The sequence below is a fragment of the Flexivirga sp. B27 genome, assembly GCF_052905685.1.
This window is the reverse complement of record NZ_JBPYUM010000002.1, coordinates 634,493-651,303: the sequence shown is the minus strand read 5'-3', so window position 1 is coordinate 651,303 and position 16,811 is coordinate 634,493. Positions and strand designations below refer to the sequence as shown.

Below are 16,811 nucleotides of genomic sequence, written 5' to 3'. Positions count from 1 at the left end.
CCCCCATCATGGCGGCGCGACCGCGACCGCCAACCTCACGTTCGAGCGGTCCGCGTCGTCTACCGGTCATGAAGATCACTCAACACGAAGATTCCGCTGTCGCCTACCACGCAGTTGACCCGCAGGAGCTGACTCGGGTGCTGGACAGCGGAGTCGATCACGTCGGCAACCCCGTCGACTCGTTCACCGACCGCGAAGGTGGCTGGCCGCTGCGCTGTTGCCTGACCGATTCCCGCCCGGGAGATGAGATCGCGATCATTGCGTTCTCCCCGTTCGGATGGACCAGCCCATATCGGGAGACCGGACCGGTCGTGGTGCACACCCGCGACTGTCCCGGCCACGACGGCCTTTTCCCCACACAGTTCGAAGACCGTGACCAGATCGTTCGTGCGTTCGGCGACGCCGACGGGCGCGTGAATACCCAGATCTACGACCAGCATCGGTTCGTCCGAGCCGGCGACGGACTCGTTCGCGCGATCGACCAGATCCTGACTGATCCGCGGGTGCGGGAGGTCCACCTGCACAACGTGATCGCACAGTGCTTCAGCTTCGCAGCAACGCGCGCCGATCGGTAAGCCCTGGTCGATGCCCTGTCGACACGCGGACGTTGAGGGGATGAGCCGGCCTGTAAGCCGGATTTTGTATGGCGCCCGCCGCAAGCGACGGACACGTGGCGATCATCCATCTAGGACCACCGTTGCCGGTGGCCTCCAGCGATCTACCCGCGTGCTCGGACGGGCCGCCCTCGAACACACGCTGTCTGATCTTGCTCCAGGTGGGGTTTACCCAGCCACGCCAGTCACCTGGCGTGCTGGTGGTCTCTTACACCACCGTTTCACCCTTACCGCCGGCGAACCGGAGGCGGTCTGTTTTCTGTGGCACTGTCCCGCGGGTCACCCCGGGTGGCCGTTAGCCACCACCTTGCCCTTCGGAGTCCGGACTTTCCTCGCCCCGATTGCTCGGGCCGCGACCGCCCGGCCGACTCATCCGCGGGACATCCTATCCGTGCCGGACTGCCGCCCATGCCAAGTGGGAGCCATAGCTCACGTCTGACATGGTGCCGCGCTATCACCGCAGGTCGACCTCGATCAGATCCGGCAGCGCGAGCTGCGACCAGAAGTCGGCAGCCGCCGCACCTGCAACCAGGTGGCCGACACTCACCAGCCAGGCGGTCAGGACCATGCCGTGGGTCGCAACCACCACGACCTCACCGCCCAGCTCGTCCAGCCCGTCGGCGAATCGGGCCGCAGCGGCACCCGGCGTCTCCCACCCGCGGTGCCGAGCAGTCGGCAGCCCGCTGACCCATGCTCTGCGCACAGCCCGGAAGTCGTCGCTGATCGGCTCGACCGGACGACGCACCTCCCCGAACCGCGCGTCGACGACGAAGTCGGCATCCGTCGCCGCACGCAAGGTCGCGCCCGCCTTCGGCTCGTCGCTGGCCGCGAGCGTCGCATCGTCCGGGAGCCGCCCCCGCAGCCCGGAAGCAGCGGCGAGCCCCTCCTCGCTGAGCTGCCAATCCTGTGCCGCACGAACCGGATCCACCCGCGGCGCAGCGTGCCGCACGAGGATCACCCGCTTCGTCATGCAGCTACGCTACGCCGGCGAGACCTGTTCCACGGCCAGGTCATCAGCGCCCAGCCACCCGCGACCACCGCGATCTCGAGCAGCACATACCACGGCCACGGTCCGAGCAGATCGAGCAGCGACCAGGCCCGCGGCTTGCCGTTCAAGTAGCCGTAGTTGCTCCCGATGACGGCGTTGAGACTCATGACCAGCACCACCCACACGCCAGTCGCCACGACGGCGAATCGGTAGTCCCGCCAGGTCGGTCCGAGCCGAGCGCCGACCAGGTAGACCGCCGCCCACACGGGCGCGATGTGCCGCACGAAGAAGCCGAAGAACTGCCAGTCCGGGAACACATGGCCCAGCTCCGGGGTGAGCACGCCCTGCAGACTGAGCGTGAGCCCCCAGAAGTAGAGCAGCGCGAGACTCCGATAGCCGCGGGTCAGCAATGCCACTCCCGCGACCAGCCAGGCGAAGTCGCAGATCTGCACCGGGAGTCCGCTGCGCGGGTGCTGCACGCCGAGGAACACGTCATACGCCTCGAACGGGGTGCAGACGAGGAGAATCACCGCGCCGGCCACGCGCATGACCCGCGCCTGCAACGCCGGCCGTCGACGCAGTCGAGCCCCGAGCAGCAGCAGCGCGACGCACCCCGCCGCGAAGACGAGCAGCACCAGCCGATGCTGCGGGCCGAGCACGACGAACCCGGTCGCTGCCGTGTTCATGCCCCAAGTATGCCGACCTGCCCGCGCAGCCCGGCCCGCTGCGCGAGCCGCCGGCTAGACCAGTTCGAAACGGACTCGGTGCTCCTCGATGCTGGCTTCGGTGAGCTTGACCTGCACCTCGGATCCGGCGTCGGCGGTGCCGGCGGCCTTCGCAGTGATGGCCAGGTCGGTCAGTTGCACCTTGATGCCCTTGTCGTCGGTGTCCACGACGTATGCCGCGAACGTCTCGCCCACCCGGTGCGCGAGGACCGCGGCCTCGACGGCATCGGTGCAGGCGTGCTCGGCCTGACTGGCCTGCTGGTCGGTGGAGCGCATGATGTCCGCCAGCGTCGGCAACGCCTCGCGCGCCCAGTCGGGCACCTCGCCGCCCTGGCTGGCTGCTTCGCAGATGACCAGTCCGAATCGGTCGGCCAGCCGGCGCAGCGGCGCCGTCACGTGTGCGTATGGCGCCGCGACTGCGGCCTGGATCTTCTCCTCCGGCTGCTGGCCGTCGAACGCCGTGTAACCGGCACCCCGGAAGAGGCTCGTGGCGTCGTGGATCAGCGCAAGTTGCTTCGGGTCGGACCGGTCGAGGCCGCGGATGAAATCGCCGTACTGCTGATCACCCGGCCACTGCACCCCCAACGCCTTCGCCTGGCGGCGCAGCGTGTCGATCGCCTTCTGCTCCGGGGCGGGCATGGTGCGCAGGATGCCGACCTCGGCCTGCAGCATCAGCTCGGCGGCCGCCATGCCGGTCAGCAGAGAGATCTGCGCGTTCCACTCCTCCGCCGGAAGCTGCGGCCGGAACGTCAGCTGATAGGTGCCGTCCTCGGACGCGCTGACCTCCTGCTCCGGCATCGGCAGGTTGGCGCCACCACGCTTGGCCTCCAACGCGATTCGCAGCTCGCCGATCTCCTTCAGCAGCTTCAATCCGTCGTCCGCCGAGCCGCCGTCGATCTGCTGCTGCACGTGCTCGTAGTCCAGCCGGGCGGTGCTCTTGACCCGCGCGCGGTAGACCTCACTCGTCGTGGTCTCACCGAGCGAGGACAACCGGATGTCCCAGACGTATGCCGCACGCTCCTGGTCTGCCAGCAGGCTGACCGCGTCCTCGCTGAGCACCTTCGGGTGCAACGGGACCCGCGCGTCCGGTAGGTAGATCGTCTGACCGCGCTGGCGCGTCTCGGCGTCGAGCGCGCCGCCGGGAGCGACATACGCCGGCACGTCCGCGATCGCGTAGCGCACCCGGTAGCCGTCACCATCACGCTCCAGGCACATCGCCTGGTCGAGGTCCATCGACCCGACCGGGTCGATGGTGAAGAACGGCACCGCCGTCTCGTCCCGCTCCGGCAGGCTGACCGCACCCACCGCCTGCTTTGCTTCTGCGAGCGCCTCCGGCGGGTAGTCCAGCGACAGGTCGAGCTGCTCGCGCAGCGCCTCGAAGGCACGCTCCAGCGGCCCGGCCTCCGCTCCGGCCTTCGAGTCCGCTGTCGGTGCGATCAGGTGCCGTAGATTCATGCGCCCCACAATAAGCAGTGCATGGGCTGCGCCGGTCCGATCTGCGGTGTGCCGGCCTCGCGTCGTAGCCTGTGCGGGTGCTCATCCTGCTGCCGCCCTCGGAGACCAAGACACCCCGGACACGCGGCAACACACTCGATCTGGACCGCCTCGCTCTGCCGGAGCTCACCCCCGCGCGCGACAAGCTGATCGACGTGCTGGCGGAGGTCAGCGCGCGACCGGACGCACTGGACGTCCTCGGTGTCGGGGCCAGTCTCGCGGCGGACGTCGCACGCAATCGACAGCTGCGCACTGCGCCGGCTCAGCTGGTGTCCGCGCTCTACACCGGTGTCCTGTATGACGCCCTCGACCTGCCCACGCTCGACAGCGCGGCGCCGCGTCGGGCGCGACGGTGGATCGTGGTGCAGTCGGCGCTCTTCGGCGCCCTGCGACTCGCCGACAAGGTGCCGCCCTACCGCCTGTCGATGGGCACCAACCTGCCCGGTGTCGGGCCGCTCGCGTCCTACTGGCGTGCCGAACTCGCGGCACCGATGACCGAGCTCGCCGGCAACGGGGTCGTGGTCGACTGCCGCTCCAGCACCTACGCCGCCGCATGGACACCGACCGGTCCGACGGCCAAGCGCTGGGTGCGCATCCACGTGCCGGGTGCGACGCACAACGCGAAACACACCCGTGGTCTGGTCGCCCGCCACTTGGCGGTGGCCGGTGCTTCGCCGCGCACCCCGGCGGCGCTGCGCGACGTCGTCGGCGAGGGATTCGAGGTCGAGCTGCACGAGCCGCGCCGCGCCGGCACACCCTGGGAGCTGTCGGTGACCGCCTGATGAACCGAGGCGATTCTTGACCGGATCCCTCGCCGCTCTCGCGGACCACGTCGGTCCCGTCCTGGCCTTCCTGGTCTGCATCACCGTGGTCGCCGAGATCGCCGACCACGCAGGCGTTTTCGACGTCGCCGGTCACTGGGCAGCTCGTATGGCGAGGGGCCGCACACCGGCCCTCTGGCTGATCGTGGTGCTGCTGTCCTGCGTGGCGACGACGGTCCTCAGCCTGGACACGACAGCGGTCCTGCTCACTCCGGTGGTGATCACCACCGCTCGCCAGGCGCAACTGCCTGCGTTGCCGTTCGCCTTCACCACGGTGTGGTTGGCCAACACCGCGTCGTTGGTGCTGCCGGTGTCCAACCTGAGCAACCTGCTCGCACTGCACGAATTCGACCGCTGGGGCGGCCTTTCGGCATACCTGCAGGTCTCGTGGGCACCCGCTCTGGTGGCGATGGCCACCACAACGGTCGTCATCGCGGTGTTCCACCACCGCCAGTTGCGCGGCCGCTACACCGTCCCGACGATGCCGCAACCGCAGGACGTCATCCTGCTGCGCGTCTCCGCGGCGGTCTGCCTGTTGCTGGGCCCGATCTTCCTCACCGGCATCACCCCCGCCATACCGGCGGCTGCGGGAGCGTTACTGCTCCTGACGACGCTCGCTGTGCGGCAACGCTCAGCGCTGCGGACCATCGCGCTGCCGTGGCGGATGGTCGCCGGCGTCGCGGTGCTGTTCGTGGTCGTCGATCTCCTGCGCACGCACGGCCTCAACACCGTCATCAGACATCTGGTTGGCACCGGCACGACGACACCGGACCTGCTGCGTGTCTCCGGGCTCGGCGCGGTCGGCGGCAACCTGATCAACAACCTGCCTGCCTACCTGGCCGCGGAGCCGGCGGTCAGCGACTCCGCACACCGGCTGATGGCGCTGCTGATCGGTGTGAACGCCGGACCGATCGTGACCGTCTGGGGCTCGCTCGCAACACTGCTGTGGCTCGGCCGGTGTCGTCGTGCGCGTCTGCGGATCCCGTTGCGGCGTTTCACGATCGAGGCCTTCGTGGTGGCGGTAGTGACGGTCGCCGCCGCGACCATCACCCTCGGTCAGCTCTGAGCTGCCACGTCGTCGCGCGACCAGGTGTCCCAGAAGTGGTGGACCGGTCCGTGCCCGCTGCCGATCGACAGCTCGTCGGCCGCACGCAACGCACCGGTCAGGTAGTCCTTGGCGTCGCGGACCGCGTCCGCCCAGGACTCTCTCTGCGGCCGCAATGCTGCGATCGCCGCCGACAGGGTGCAACCGGTGCCGTGGGTGTTGCGCGTGACCACACGCGGCGCGTCCAGCTCGATCGTCCGCCCGTCGACGAGCAGCAGGTCGGTGCTGTCCTCACCGTCGAGGTGTCCGCCCTTGAGCAACACACCGGGGCACAGCTGCGCCAGGGCGCGTAGTTGCTTCGCCATGTCGCACACGCTGCTCGCCTCGGGCTGGCCGAGCAGATCGGCCGCCTCCGGGATGTTGGGAGTGACCAGGTCCACCTCCGGCAGCAACCGGTCACGCAACGCCGTCACCGCATCTGGGGCCAGCAGGCGATGCCCGCTCTTGGCGACCATCACCGGGTCGAGCACCACCGGGGCCGGTCGCCGCTCGTGCAGCACCGCTGCGACCGCGTCGATGACCTCGGCGGTGCCGAGCATGCCGATCTTGACCGCGTCGACGTGCACGTCGTCCAGCAGGTTGGTCAGCTGTCCGGCGACGGTCTCCCCGTCGAGTTGATGCACCGCGGCGACGCCCTGAGTGTTCTGCGTGACGACTGCCGTGATGACGGCCGTCCCGAAGGCGCCGAGCGCCGAGAACGCCTTCAGGTCCGCGCTGATGCCCGCGCCGCCGCTCGGGTCCGTGCCGGCGATGGTCAATGCTGTCGGGTGGTCTGTCGTCATCGGATCTCCCCTGCTGCCAATAGTTTTCGCACAGCCGCCGCAGGATCGGCGGCTGCACAGACTGCCGAGACGACGGCGACGCCGTCTGCTCCGGCAGCCCTCAGCGGTGCGACGTGCGTCTCCTTGATGCCGCCGATCGCGACCGCCGGCAGCTCGCAACGCTGGAGCACATCACGCACCCCGTCGATCCCCAGCGGTGCCGCGGCGTTCGGCTTGGTCGAGGTCGCGAAGACCGGACCGACACCGACGTAGTCGACCGTGTTCGCCGGCCAGTCCGCCACGGCCACGATCTCGTCGAGCGACGACACCGAGTGACCGATGACGAAGTCCGGTCCGGCGATCCGGCGCGCATGCACCGGGAGCAGGTCGGACTGACCGAGATGCACGCCGTCCGCGCCCGCCGCGAGTGCGACGTCGAGCCGATCGTCCACAACGAACGGCACACCGGCCTCGGCGGTCACAGCTCGTAATTGCGTTGCCACGTCATACAACTCGCGCGTCGTGGCGTCGTGATCGCGCAGCTGCACGATCGTGGCCCCGCCGGCCACGGCCTGTCGCACGGTCTCGACGACACCGCGCTGCCCGCACAGTGCGCGATCGGTCACCAGGTAGAGCCGCAGTGCGGCCGGGTCGAGTCTCGAGGGGGACGGCGAGGACGAGGTCGTCACCGCAACCTCGCCAACTGCTCGGCGCCGAGGCCGTGCAGCGCATCCAGGATCTCGACCGCGAACGACCCCGGTCCTGCGGACCGCTCGGCGGCCACCTCGGCCGCGATCGTCCAGACCGCTGTCGCCGCGAACGCCGCGTCGGCGGCCGGCGCACAGGCGGTGAACGCAGCCGTCATCGCACCGAGCGCACAGCCGACGCCGGTCACCTTGGTCATCATCGGCGTGCCGTTGGAGATCGTGCGCACGCCCGTCGCGGACACGATGTGATCGACCGGGCCGCTCACGGCGACAACACCGCCGGTGCGCTCACACAGTGCGCGTGCGGGCTCCAGTGCGGCCTCGGCGCCGGCAGTGCTGTCGACTCCCCGGCCGCCGCCGTCCAGGCCCGCGAGACTGATGACCTCCGAGGCGTTTGCGCGTATGACGCTCGGTGCCAGCGGCACGAGTGCCGCGGCGACGCGATCCCGCAGCGGCAACCCACCGACGGCGACCGGGTCGAGCACCCACGGCGTGCCTGCGGCACGCGCGGCCTCGGCGGTGGCCAGCATCGTCTCGCCGACGGGCGGTGTGATCGTCCCGACGTTGAGTAGCACGGCATCTGCGACACCGGCGAAAACCGTTGCCTCTTCGAGGTTGTCGACCATCGCCGGTGCTGCGCCGAGTGCGAGCAGCACGTTCGCGGTGAAGCCCGTGACCACCGAGTTGGTGATGCACTGCACGAGCGGCCCGCGGTCGCGGAGCTGCGCCAGCAGGTCCACGACCTCGGACGGACGCAGCGGGTCGGTCACCTGTCCGCTCACCAGGGCCACCGTTCGTCACGCACCGCGGCGTCCCAGAACATCCACTCGTAGCGGGTGGCGACCTCCACGTGCCGTGCCATGTCAGCGAGCTGGTCATCGGAGAGGCCACGTGCCGTGCTGTCGATCACCTGCAGCATCTCCGCAACGCTCTGGTTGAAGCCGGGTGCGGCATACGACTCGATCCACTGTGCGTAGACCGGGTCCGCTGAGCCGTTCTCGACCAGCGCGTCGCCGACCTGCTGGTAGATCCAATAGCAGGGCAGCACGGCTGCCAGGCCCTCGTGGAAGGGCCGCTGCGCACAGACCGACAGCAGATAGCTGGTGTAGGCGGTGGTCGCCGGCGACTTCGGCGTGCTGTGCAGCAGCTGCGGGTCGAGGCCGGCCTGTTCGAGCAGCTGCGGGTGCAGGCCGAGCTCGGTGGCGACTGCGGTCCCGGCGTGCGAGGCAAGCGTGCCGACCGCATCGACGGGTGCCTTGGCCGCCAGCAGGGAGAGTGCTCGCGCGTATTCGCCGAGGTAGAGCGTGTCCTGAATGATGAAGTATCCGAACGCTTCTCGCGGCAGGGTGCCCGCTGCCAGTCCACTCAGGAAATCGTGCGCGAGGACGCGCTTGAGGCCGTCCTCCATCGGTGCTCCGAGCACCGGCCACCAGGTGTATGACGTCGTCGACATCGAAATGCCCCTTCCTCCGCCGGCATTGTCCGGCTCAGGTGTTAGCGGTCGGCGACGATCCTGTCGCCCTCTCAGCCCGGTCCTTCCGAGCTCCCGCGGGTTGTCGACACCACCGTAGCGTGAGCGTCACCACCGAGCGCGGCCAGACCATGTTCGGCACGCTCCACCTCGAACGCCGCGTCCCGGGCACGGGCAACCTCGAGTGCACGCCGGAACCACGAGCGTGCCTGGTCCGGCCGCCCGTCCCGCTGATGCATCTGCGCGAGGTTGTTCAGGACTGAAGCGAGCAGCTCCGGGACCTCCAGCCGCTCCGCCTGCTCCCGGACCCGGTGGGTCAGCGCGAACGCCTGGGCGGTGTCGCCGAGTCGGTGCAGTGCGATCGCCAGGTTGGACCGGCTGTAGAGGACTCCGATCTCATCCCCGAACGACTGTGCCTGGGTGATGGCGGCCTCAGCGGTGCGCACCGCGCGATGCAGGACCTGTGGGTCGTCGGACTGCGCGAAGATGTCCGCCAGGTTCGACAGTGAGATCCGCTCCCTGTCCGGCCAGTGGTGCTCAGCAGCGAGCCGGGCCGCACCTTCCAACGCGGCGACCGCTTCGTCCATGTGCCCCAGCCGCGTGTGTGCCACCCCGAGATTGGCCAACGCACGCGACCGCAGGTCGGCGTCGCCGGCGCCCACGGCAAGCTCGTTCACCTGGTCGAGTTCGCGGATCGCCTGCTCGTAGTCGCCGGTGATGAGCGAGCAGACCGCGAGCGAGTTCAGCGCGGCCGGCAGGTGTCCGTGCCGATCGTCGCGCAAGAGTGCGACGGCACGCTCCAGGTGGGCACGTGCCTGCGCCGGACGGCTGCTGCGCACGTAGGTCATACCCAAATGGCGCTCCGCTGTGGCCTCGGCCACGGAGTCACCCAGCACTGCTGCCGTGGACGCGGCCACGCGTTGCAACGACATTGCAGTGTTCATGTCGCCGCGGTTCCACAGGTGCCACGAGAGCATGGTCGCCAACCGCAGGAAGTGGGTGTGGTGACCCTGCCCGAAGGCCTGGTCGGCCGCTGCGAGCAGCGTCGTCCGCTCCGTCTCCAACCAGTGCACGGCGTCCTCCGCACCCCACCGCGCGGGCGCCTCCGGCAACCAACTCAGGTCGCCGGCCGCCGAGGGGTTCGGCACGATGATCGCGGACGCACACTTGGCACAGTAGAAGTCCAGCACTCTGCGGGATGCTGCCGCACGGTCCTCAGTGAGCTCTTCGTGCAGTGCGGCGCGCTGACCGAAGACCTGCACCAATGAGTGCATCTCCCAACGGTTTTCGGCGGTGCGACGCAGCAGGTGCGAGCGTTCCAACGCGACCAGCACGGTGTATGTCGCGCCGGTTGACCGACCGAGGAGCGCTGCCGCGGCGCCGAGCCCCGTCTCGAGCGCCGGATGCAGTGAGAGCAACCGCAGTGCACGGCGCTCGTCGTCACGCAACCCGTCGTAAGTGATGGTGAGGGCGCCCGCCACCCCGTCCTCGAGCTGCAGGGAGGTCAACCGGTCGCGATATGCCTGCACGTGTTGCCCGGCCGTCCACGTCGTCTGCCGTGCGGCACGCGCACCGATCAGACTCACCGCGAGCGGCAACCCGTCCGAGGCCTGTTGCAGGTCTACCGCGGCCTGATCGTCGACAGCGAGCCGCCGCCCGGCCGTGAGTGAGAGCAACCTTGCGCACGACGCAGCGTCCAGTCCGTCCAGCTCGATGTCTTCGACCCCGATCGGCCACTCCAGCACCCACCTGCTGGTGATCAGCACGCGAGTCGTGCTGTCGATCGGCAGCAGCAGCTCGACGTCCTCGGGACGATCGACGTCGTCCAGCACCAGCGCTGTCGACCTCGAGCTGAGCAGCCGCAGGTAGGCCGCACGCCGACCGGCCGGTGTGCTCGGCACGGTGCCGTGCGGGTCCAGCGTCCGCAGCACACTGACGATGGCGTCGAACGGGTCGAGATCTCCCTCCCCCGAGCCGAGCACGACGCGGACCGCCGTGTCGACCAGCCCTGCCTCCAGCAGCTCATGGGCGGCCGTGACCGCCAGCGCCGACTTCCCCACTCCGGACAATCCGTGCAACACGTGCACCCGCGGCGCGTCCGGCGCCGTCAGCCTCGCGAGCTCCTCAGCGCGGCCGGCGAAGGGTCGTGTCCTCTGCGGCAGCGCTGCCACCTGCGAGGTGATCCGCCCCGCGGGACGCATGGCGCTGCGCGCTGCGAGTCGCCACAGGGTGCGGCCTTCGATCCCTGCTCCCAGCGCCTCGGCGATGTCGACGACGAGGTCGGTGTCGATGCGTTGCCGGCCGTCTCTGAAGCAGTCGTAGACGGTGACCCGGCCCGGCGCCGCACCCACGCGTGCCGCTCCGCGGCGACCCCGGATCACGCCGACCTCGCGTGCGATCCAGGTGTATGACGGGCTACCGGCCCACACCCGCAACTCACGCAGCGCGGCGGTCAGACTGTCGAGCCCGTCGATCGGCCCCGGACCGGGCGGAGGATCCGACGCGACCGGATGCGGGGTTTCACGGGCCATGTCGTCAGAGGTTCCGGTCGGCGGTGTCGGGCACCGTCAGGCTACTGCGCCTGACCCGGCATCTGACGCGAAACAGCCGTATCCGCCGGGGTGTTCGGGTTCGTTCGGGTTGGCTCGGGTTTGGTTGTGCCGAGCTCCGCGGCGCTGAGAACGTCGCGGTACGAGTGGCCGCGTCCGCCCACCGAGGCGGCAGCAGATCAACGGGAGGGGAAGGCAGTATGACGAATCCGACGAGGCGACAGGTGGCCAGGACGGCAGCCTGGACCGTGCCGGTGCTCGCAGTTGCCGGCGCTGCTCCCGCAGCATCGGCGTCGACGGGGAACCAGGCGTGTCCCGGGACGTTCGCGGGGCCGGTCGGCAGCTGGCTGAGCAGCACCGGGTTCGACTCCTTCGGCGCGTGGAACGGTGGCGCGTCGTGGTATCTCGACATCAATCTCACGTTTGCGAGCGCGGGCTGCGGCTTCGGGTCGGACTACGGCGTGGAGACGGCCGCTGCCGACGTGGTCACGCACTACGAGCAGAACGGCGCGACCGGCACGAAGAAGCCGGCGCTGGTGCACACGGGACTCGACTCCTTCTCCGACTCCGGGGTGTGCTCGGACAAGCTGATCCTGGTCATGGGCGGGCTCGGCGAGCCGGACCTGTTCGTGACGAAGGTGAACTTCCTCTACACCGTCTCCGGCCTACCTGGTCAGGGTGACACCCCCTGCACGGTGCCCGTGGTGGCGACCCTGACCTACCCCGCCGGTGCCGAGGGCAACAACTCCCAGGGGGCGGTCACGATCTCGTAACCGTCCCGGCCGGCGAGCGGGTCAGCCCAAGGCTCGCGTGACGTCCTGCATCAGATCGTCGACGTCCTCGAGCCCGACCGAGAGCCGCAGCACGCCGTCGGTGATGCCGACGACCGCCCGTGCCTCGGGACCCATGCGCCGGTGGGTGGTCGTCGCCGGGTGCGTGATCAGCGACTTGGAGTCGCCGAGGTTGTTCGAGATATCAACGATGTCAAGGGAATTCATGAACGCGAACGCCTCGTCCTTGCCGCCGTCCAGCTCGAACGTCACGACCGTGCCGCCGCCGCTCATCTGCCGTCGGGCCAGCTCGTGCTGCGCGTGTGACTCCAGGAAGGGATACCAGACCCGCCGGACCGCCGGATGGCCCTGCAGCGCTCGGGCGATCTGCAGCGCACTGCGAGACTGCGCCTGCACCCGCAGCCGCATGGTCTCCAGACCCTTCAACAGCACCCACGCGTTGAAGGCGGACATCGATGGGCCGGTATGCCGCAGGAGGTTCTCGACAGGACCGTGGATGTAGTCGTCCGGGCCGAGGATCGCCCCGCCGAGCACCCGACCCTGGCCGTCGATGTGCTTGGTCGCCGAGTAGACCACGATGTCGGCGCCGTGCCGTAACGGCTGCGAGAAGACGGGCGTGCCGAAGACGTTGTCCACGACGACCTTCGCGCCGGCGGCATGCGCACGCTCGGTGACGAAGTCGATGTCGACCAACTCCTGCATCGGGTTGCTCGGCGTCTCGAAGAAGACTGCCTTGGTCGGCTCCGCGAGTGCTGCGGCCCACTGCTCGTTGTCCGGACCGTCGACGAAGACCGTCTTGACGCCCCACCGCGGCAGGATCTCATCGAGTATGACGAAACACGATCCGAACAGGCCGCGCGCGGCCACGACCCGGTCCCCCGCACCCAGCAACGCAGCCAGGGCGGTGAAGACTGCTCCCATGCCGGATCCGGTTGCGTAGCAAGCCTCCGCGCCCTCCAGTCGGCGCAAACGGTCCTCGAAGACCGCGACCGTGGGGTTGCCGTAGCGGCTGTAGACGAACCGGTCGGCATCCCCGGTGAACGCCGCCTCCGCGGCCTGGGCCGACTCGTAGACGAAGCCCGAGGTGAGGTAGAGCGCCTCGGAGGTCTCCTCGAAACCGCTGCGGTGCAGACCGCCACGGACGGCGACCGTGTCAGGGGACCAGTCTTCGTGCTCGCTCATGCAGCGCAGCTTTCCACACCGGCACGCGCCGCGACCCGCCCGTCCGGTCTACGACCACGACAAACGGAGGGCGTCGACGAACTCGTTCGTTGACGCCCTCCGTTTGTCGTGCGAGGAGCTGGAGCAGAAGACTCAGCGCAGGTGGTGTGTGTCGTTGGTGTAGGCGACGCTGGCGTTGCCGTCGCCGTAGACGTCGATCTGAGTCAGCGACGCCGGATCCGCGGCGAGCAGCCACGCGTGGCCCAGGCTCAATCCGAGCAGGGAGCGCAGCACCACCAGGATGGGCATCCGGTGGGTGGCCACCACCACCGTGCCGCCGCGCTCGACAGCACGCTCGCGCGCGGCGTTGACGCGCTCGACCAGCTCCCGGTGCGTCTCACCCCCCTCGACGCGGAAGTCCTCCTCCTGTCGCATCCGGACCGGGTCGCCGGGGAACCGCTCGCCGATCTCACCGAAGCTCAGACTGTCCCAGACACCGAACGCCTGCTCGTCCCACCCGTCGTCGACCTCCGGTTGCACTCCCAGGACCCGGGCTGCCGCACCACCGGTCTGCCGTGCACGAGCCAGCGACGAGGTGACCACCGACACCGGTCCGGTGATCAACTCGCCCAGTGCCTTCGCCGCCTTGTCGGCCTGTGCCAGGCCGTCGGCGTTCAACTCCCGGTCAGCACCGCCGCGCCCGTCCAGGCGGCCTCCGGCGGTGAAGTCCGTCACGCCGTGCCGCAGCAGGATCAGTCGGGTCTGCACCGTGCGGGTCGGCGGCGCCTGGATCGGCGGCTGCTCGGATTTACTTGCCGCGCAGTCGGATTCGTCACGCCACAGGTCGCGCTGCACAGTCTTGCCGTCCATGCCGTCGTTGGACAGCTTGTCGGCCGCCTTGTTCTGGGCGCGCGGGATCCAGGTCCACTCCACGACCGCGCCGCCCGATGCCCGCAACTCCCGGATGATCTCCTGGGCCTCGCTCGCGAGCCGGCGCATGTCCTCGTGCTTGATCTTCCAGCGGCCGGCCATCTGCTCGATCACCAGGCGGGAGTCCATCCGCACGGTGATCTCCGCGGCGGTGTCGATCTGCTGGGCAGCCCGGAGTCCGGCGATCAGGCCCTGGTACTCGGCGACGTTGTTGCTGGCTTTCCCCAGCGGCGCGGCCCGTTCGGCCAGCAGTGACCGGTCCTGCGCATCGCGCACCAGCGCGCCATACCCGGCGACACCGGGGTTGCCTCGAGAACCTCCGTCGGCCTCGACGATCAGCGAACGACCCATCCCGTCAGAGACCGGACTCTGCGGTGCGGATCAGGATGCGGCGGCACTCCTCGCAGCGCACCACCTCGTCCTCGGCGGCAGCACGGATCCGAGCCAGGTCGGCCTGCCCGAGCTCCAATCCGCAACCACTGCAACGCTTCTGCTGCAGCGCCGCCGCTGCGACACCACCCATCTGCTCGCGCAGCTTGTCGTAGAGAGCCAGCAGCTCCGCGCCGACACCTGGAGCGACGTTGGCACGCTCCCGCTCTACGTCCTCGCGCTCGGAGACGATCTCGGCGAGTGCCTTGTCCTTCTCGGCCTGCAGCTCCGTGACCCGTTGCTGTGCCTGCTCCTCGGCGGCTTCCTTGCTGGTCAGGTCGCTCTGCAGGCTCTCGGCGCGCTCCATCACCTCCAGCTCGACGTCCTCCAGCTCGGACTGCCGGCGGGCGAGGGTGTCCAGCTCGTGCTGGAGGTTCTGCAGCTCCTTCGCGCTGCCCGCACCGCTCTCCAGGCGCTTGCGGTCGCGATCGGCCCGGTCCCGGACCAGCTGGACGTCCGCGTCGGCCTTGCTGACCGCACGGGCATTGTCCTGCAACGCTGTTCGCGCGAGCACGACCTCCTCGGCGAGCGTCTCGGCCGTGGCCGTGGCAGCGGTGAGCTGCTCCTGGACCGGCAACGTGCGTTCGCGGTGGCTGAGCTGTGCCAGCCGGGTGTCGAGTTTCTGCAGGTCCAGCAGTCGCCACTGGCGGGTGAGATCGGCCTTCACGGGGCGTCACTGCTCCTTCGTTCGGTGTGCTCCCTGCCGCCGGTCGGCACCAGGAAATCCCAGGGGTCGGTGCGCAATTGCGACACCTCGGTCTGCACGTCATACCCCTCGTCGGCGAGCGCCGCGCGCAGTCGGTCGGCTGCGTGCGCCAGCCACAACGACTCGGTCGCCCAGTGCCCGGCGTCGATCAGGTATGGCGCCGCGCCGCGCGCCTCTTCGCGCGCCTCCAGTGCCGGGTGGTGCCGCAGGTCGGCCGTGACGTAGACGTCCGCGCCGCTGCTGCGGACCGCGTCGAACCGGTCGTCACCGGCGCCGCCGAGCACCGCGACACGTCGCACGTCGGCCGTCGCCACACCGCCGACCCGCAGTCCCGCGGGTGCGGCCGGCAGTGCCGCCGCCAGGGACTGCGCGAACTCGCCCAGGGTCGTGGGCGTGGCCAGGTCACCGACGCGACCGATCGGCTGGCCGTCCTCGTCGGCGAGCGCCGGCGAGTCGACCGGCAGGCCGCACGCGGCGGCCAGCGCGTCGTTGACGCCCGGGCTGGCGACGTCGGCGTTGGTGTGCGCGCAGTAGAGCGCGAGGTCCGCGACGACCGCCGTGGTGATCGCCATGCCCTTGGCTGTCGTGGTGGCCACCGAGTGCACGCCGCGCAGCAGCAACGGGTGATGGGTGACCAACAGGTCGGCACCGGCATCGCGTGCTTCCTCGATGACCGCCTGCGTCGGGTCGACTGCGAAATGCACTCGACCGACGCTCTGCTGCGGGTCGCCGGTGACCAGACCCACCTGGTCCCACCCGGCGGCGGTGTGCGGCGGATAGAACCCGTCGAGCACGCGGATGACGTCCGCGAGGTCGGGATTGGTCACGTGGCGCCTCTCTCATTCGGTGCGGCAAGTGGCTCACCGCGGCACACGCCGCGGAACCGGTGGACCCGGCCGGCCTCGAACCGACGACAACCGCGGTGTAAACGCGGTGCTCTACCAACTGAGCTACAGGTCCCTGTCACCGCACAACGTGCGGCGACCCGTCATTCTGCCAGCACGGTGTTCACCGGGCAGCGAGCGCACCCAGTGCGTCCCGGTAGCCGGCGAAATCGCGAGCCTCTCCGGGGCCATTGACCTGACTCCACCTGATGGTGCGCGACGCGTCGACCAGGAAGGTGCCGCGGATCGACATACCGGCCTGGTCGTTGAAGACGCCGTAAGAACTCGCCACCGCACCGTGTGGCCAGAAGTCGGACAGCAGGTCGAAGTCGTAGTGCTCGGCGTCGGCCCACGCCCGCAGCGTGAAGATCGGATCGCACGACACCGCCACGACCTCGGCCCGCCCGTCACCGGTGAATCCACCGATGTCGTCGCGGATGCCGCACAGCTCGCCGGTGCAGATGCCGGACCACGCGAACGGGTAGAAGACGAGCAGCACGGGCCCGTCGGCCAGCCGCTCGGTCAGCGATGCCGCCTCCCCGTGCTGGTTCTGCAGGGTGAAGTCGGGCGCGGTCTCGCCGACGCCCGGCGGCGTGCCGCTCATCGCTGCTTGGCCACCCGTGTTTGTCCGGCGCCCGTCGGGGTCTGTGCTCGCCGCTGCCGACGCGTGGTCGT

17 protein-coding genes, 1 tRNA gene, 1 other RNA gene and 1 riboswitch are annotated in these 16,811 nt (G+C 69.5%); of the genes, 4 read left to right on the top strand and 15 right to left on the bottom strand.

What is annotated here, in order from left to right; genetic code table 11:
• Positions 1-68 precede the first annotated feature (68 nt).
• Entirely contained in the window at positions 69-575 is a 507-nt protein-coding gene (locus ACSZL9_RS11970; RefSeq protein WP_446665717.1) for a DUF1203 domain-containing protein, read from the top strand.
• Between the two features lie 37 nt (positions 576-612).
• On the opposite strand, the gene rnpB is transcribed toward ACSZL9_RS11970, so the two are convergent.
• The 4 genes from rnpB to ACSZL9_RS11950 all read right to left on the bottom strand — a co-directional run bounded on the left by rnpB (position 613) and on the right by ACSZL9_RS11950 (position 3,782).
• Positions 613-986, bottom strand: an RNA gene (gene rnpB / locus ACSZL9_RS11965) — RNase P RNA component class A.
• An 82-nt stretch (positions 987-1,068) separates the two neighbouring features.
• Positions 1,069-1,584: a histidine phosphatase family protein gene (locus ACSZL9_RS11960; protein ID WP_446665716.1), complete on the bottom strand. Its 516-nt coding sequence runs from the start codon at positions 1,582-1,584 to the stop codon at positions 1,069-1,071.
• Positions 1,581-2,288, bottom strand: coding sequence for a YwaF family protein (locus ACSZL9_RS11955; RefSeq protein ID WP_446665715.1), 708 nt, complete (start codon positions 2,286-2,288; stop codon positions 1,581-1,583). The genes ACSZL9_RS11960 and ACSZL9_RS11955 overlap by 4 nt, the downstream gene beginning before the upstream one ends.
• A gap of 54 nt (positions 2,289-2,342) precedes the next feature.
• The gene (locus tag ACSZL9_RS11950; RefSeq protein ID WP_446665714.1) at positions 2,343-3,782 is read right to left on the bottom strand and encodes an RNB domain-containing ribonuclease; all 1,440 of its coding nucleotides are present in this window, start codon (positions 3,780-3,782) and stop codon (positions 2,343-2,345) included.
• Between the two features lie 77 nt (positions 3,783-3,859).
• Between ACSZL9_RS11950 and ACSZL9_RS11945 the strand changes: the two genes are divergently transcribed.
• Together ACSZL9_RS11945 and ACSZL9_RS11940 are read left to right on the top strand one after the other, a co-directional pair.
• On the top strand, positions 3,860-4,603 hold the full coding sequence (locus ACSZL9_RS11945; RefSeq protein ID WP_446665713.1) for a YaaA family protein: 744 nt from the start codon (positions 3,860-3,862) through the stop codon (positions 4,601-4,603).
• Between the two features lie 16 nt (positions 4,604-4,619).
• Complete coding sequence (locus tag ACSZL9_RS11940) at positions 4,620-5,708, top strand: SLC13 family permease (RefSeq protein WP_446665712.1); 1,089 nt, start codon at positions 4,620-4,622, stop codon at positions 5,706-5,708.
• On the opposite strand, the gene thiD is transcribed toward ACSZL9_RS11940, so the two are convergent.
• From thiD to ACSZL9_RS11915, 5 genes are all read right to left on the bottom strand, one after another.
• The gene (gene thiD, locus ACSZL9_RS11935; RefSeq protein ID WP_446665711.1) at positions 5,699-6,529 is read right to left on the bottom strand and encodes a bifunctional hydroxymethylpyrimidine kinase/phosphomethylpyrimidine kinase; all 831 of its coding nucleotides are present in this window, start codon (positions 6,527-6,529) and stop codon (positions 5,699-5,701) included. The two genes, ACSZL9_RS11940 and thiD, sit on opposite strands and share 10 nt — an antisense overlap.
• The gene (gene thiE / locus ACSZL9_RS11930; RefSeq protein ID WP_446665710.1) at positions 6,526-7,197 is read right to left on the bottom strand and encodes a thiamine phosphate synthase; all 672 of its coding nucleotides are present in this window, start codon (positions 7,195-7,197) and stop codon (positions 6,526-6,528) included. The genes thiD and thiE overlap by 4 nt, the downstream gene beginning before the upstream one ends.
• Positions 7,194-7,997 carry a hydroxyethylthiazole kinase gene (gene thiM / locus ACSZL9_RS11925; RefSeq protein ID WP_446665709.1) on the bottom strand — a complete coding sequence of 268 codons (804 nt, stop codon included), beginning with the start codon at positions 7,995-7,997 and terminating at the stop codon, positions 7,194-7,196. The genes thiE and thiM overlap by 4 nt, the downstream gene beginning before the upstream one ends.
• Entirely contained in the window at positions 7,994-8,668 is a 675-nt protein-coding gene (gene tenA / locus ACSZL9_RS11920) for a thiaminase II (protein WP_446665708.1), read from the bottom strand. The genes thiM and tenA overlap by 4 nt, the downstream gene beginning before the upstream one ends.
• A riboswitch (TPP riboswitch) is annotated at positions 8,663-8,775 on the bottom strand. Its footprint overlaps the gene before it by 6 nt.
• Positions 8,740-11,217: a tetratricopeptide repeat protein gene (locus tag ACSZL9_RS11915; RefSeq protein ID WP_446665707.1), complete on the bottom strand. Its 2,478-nt coding sequence runs from the start codon at positions 11,215-11,217 to the stop codon at positions 8,740-8,742. (Overlaps the previous riboswitch by 36 nt.)
• 218 nt (positions 11,218-11,435) lie before the next feature.
• Between ACSZL9_RS11915 and ACSZL9_RS11910 the strand changes: the two genes are divergently transcribed.
• On the top strand, positions 11,436-12,008 hold the full coding sequence (locus ACSZL9_RS11910) for a hypothetical protein (protein ID WP_446665706.1): 573 nt from the start codon (positions 11,436-11,438) through the stop codon (positions 12,006-12,008).
• A 21-nt stretch (positions 12,009-12,029) separates the two neighbouring features.
• On the opposite strand, the gene ACSZL9_RS11905 is transcribed toward ACSZL9_RS11910, so the two are convergent.
• The 6 genes from ACSZL9_RS11905 to ACSZL9_RS11880 form a co-directional block, all read right to left on the bottom strand.
• On the bottom strand, positions 12,030-13,208 hold the full coding sequence (locus ACSZL9_RS11905) for an O-succinylhomoserine sulfhydrylase (RefSeq protein WP_446665705.1): 1,179 nt from the start codon (positions 13,206-13,208) through the stop codon (positions 12,030-12,032).
• Positions 13,209-13,340: 132 nt separating this feature from the next.
• On the bottom strand, positions 13,341-14,468 hold the full coding sequence (locus ACSZL9_RS11900) for a bifunctional RNase H/acid phosphatase (protein WP_446665704.1): 1,128 nt from the start codon (positions 14,466-14,468) through the stop codon (positions 13,341-13,343).
• A gap of 4 nt (positions 14,469-14,472) precedes the next feature.
• The gene (locus ACSZL9_RS11895) at positions 14,473-15,213 is read right to left on the bottom strand and encodes a zinc ribbon domain-containing protein (protein WP_446665703.1); all 741 of its coding nucleotides are present in this window, start codon (positions 15,211-15,213) and stop codon (positions 14,473-14,475) included.
• A complete protein-coding gene (locus tag ACSZL9_RS11890) occupies positions 15,210-16,079 on the bottom strand; it encodes a Nif3-like dinuclear metal center hexameric protein (RefSeq protein WP_446665702.1) in 870 nt (289 codons plus the stop codon). The genes ACSZL9_RS11895 and ACSZL9_RS11890 overlap by 4 nt, the downstream gene beginning before the upstream one ends.
• Positions 16,080-16,139: 60 nt before the next feature.
• Positions 16,140-16,212 (bottom strand) — tRNA-Val (locus ACSZL9_RS11885).
• A gap of 48 nt (positions 16,213-16,260) precedes the next feature.
• Positions 16,261-16,740: a peroxiredoxin gene (locus ACSZL9_RS11880; protein WP_446665701.1), complete on the bottom strand. Its 480-nt coding sequence runs from the start codon at positions 16,738-16,740 to the stop codon at positions 16,261-16,263.
• Positions 16,741-16,811: the final 71 nt, after the last annotated feature.

What these genes read in the sequence shown, in the direction of transcription:
- ACSZL9_RS11900 (WP_446665704.1), bottom strand. Translation starts at nt 14,468, where the DNA reads ATGGGTCGTTCGCTGATCGTCGAGGCCGACGGAGGTTCTCGAGGCAAC.
- ACSZL9_RS11970 (WP_446665717.1), top strand. Translation starts at nt 69, where the DNA reads ATGAAGATCACTCAACACGAAGATTCCGCTGTCGCCTACCACGCAGTT.
- thiD (WP_446665711.1), bottom strand. Translation starts at nt 6,529, where the DNA reads ATGACGACAGACCACCCGACAGCATTGACCATCGCCGGCACGGACCCG.
- ACSZL9_RS11915 (WP_446665707.1), bottom strand. Translation starts at nt 11,217, where the DNA reads ATGGCCCGTGAAACCCCGCATCCGGTCGCGTCGGATCCTCCGCCCGGT.
- ACSZL9_RS11950 (WP_446665714.1), bottom strand. Translation starts at nt 3,782, where the DNA reads ATGAATCTACGGCACCTGATCGCACCGACAGCGGACTCGAAGGCCGGA.
- ACSZL9_RS11905 (WP_446665705.1), bottom strand. Translation starts at nt 13,208, where the DNA reads ATGAGCGAGCACGAAGACTGGTCCCCTGACACGGTCGCCGTCCGTGGC.
- ACSZL9_RS11910 (WP_446665706.1), top strand. Translation starts at nt 11,436, where the DNA reads ATGACGAATCCGACGAGGCGACAGGTGGCCAGGACGGCAGCCTGGACC.
- ACSZL9_RS11880 (WP_446665701.1), bottom strand. Translation starts at nt 16,740, where the DNA reads ATGAGCGGCACGCCGCCGGGCGTCGGCGAGACCGCGCCCGACTTCACC.
- ACSZL9_RS11955 (WP_446665715.1), bottom strand. Translation starts at nt 2,288, where the DNA reads ATGAACACGGCAGCGACCGGGTTCGTCGTGCTCGGCCCGCAGCATCGG.
- ACSZL9_RS11960 (WP_446665716.1), bottom strand. Translation starts at nt 1,584, where the DNA reads ATGACGAAGCGGGTGATCCTCGTGCGGCACGCTGCGCCGCGGGTGGAT.
- tenA (WP_446665708.1), bottom strand. Translation starts at nt 8,668, where the DNA reads ATGTCGACGACGTCATACACCTGGTGGCCGGTGCTCGGAGCACCGATG.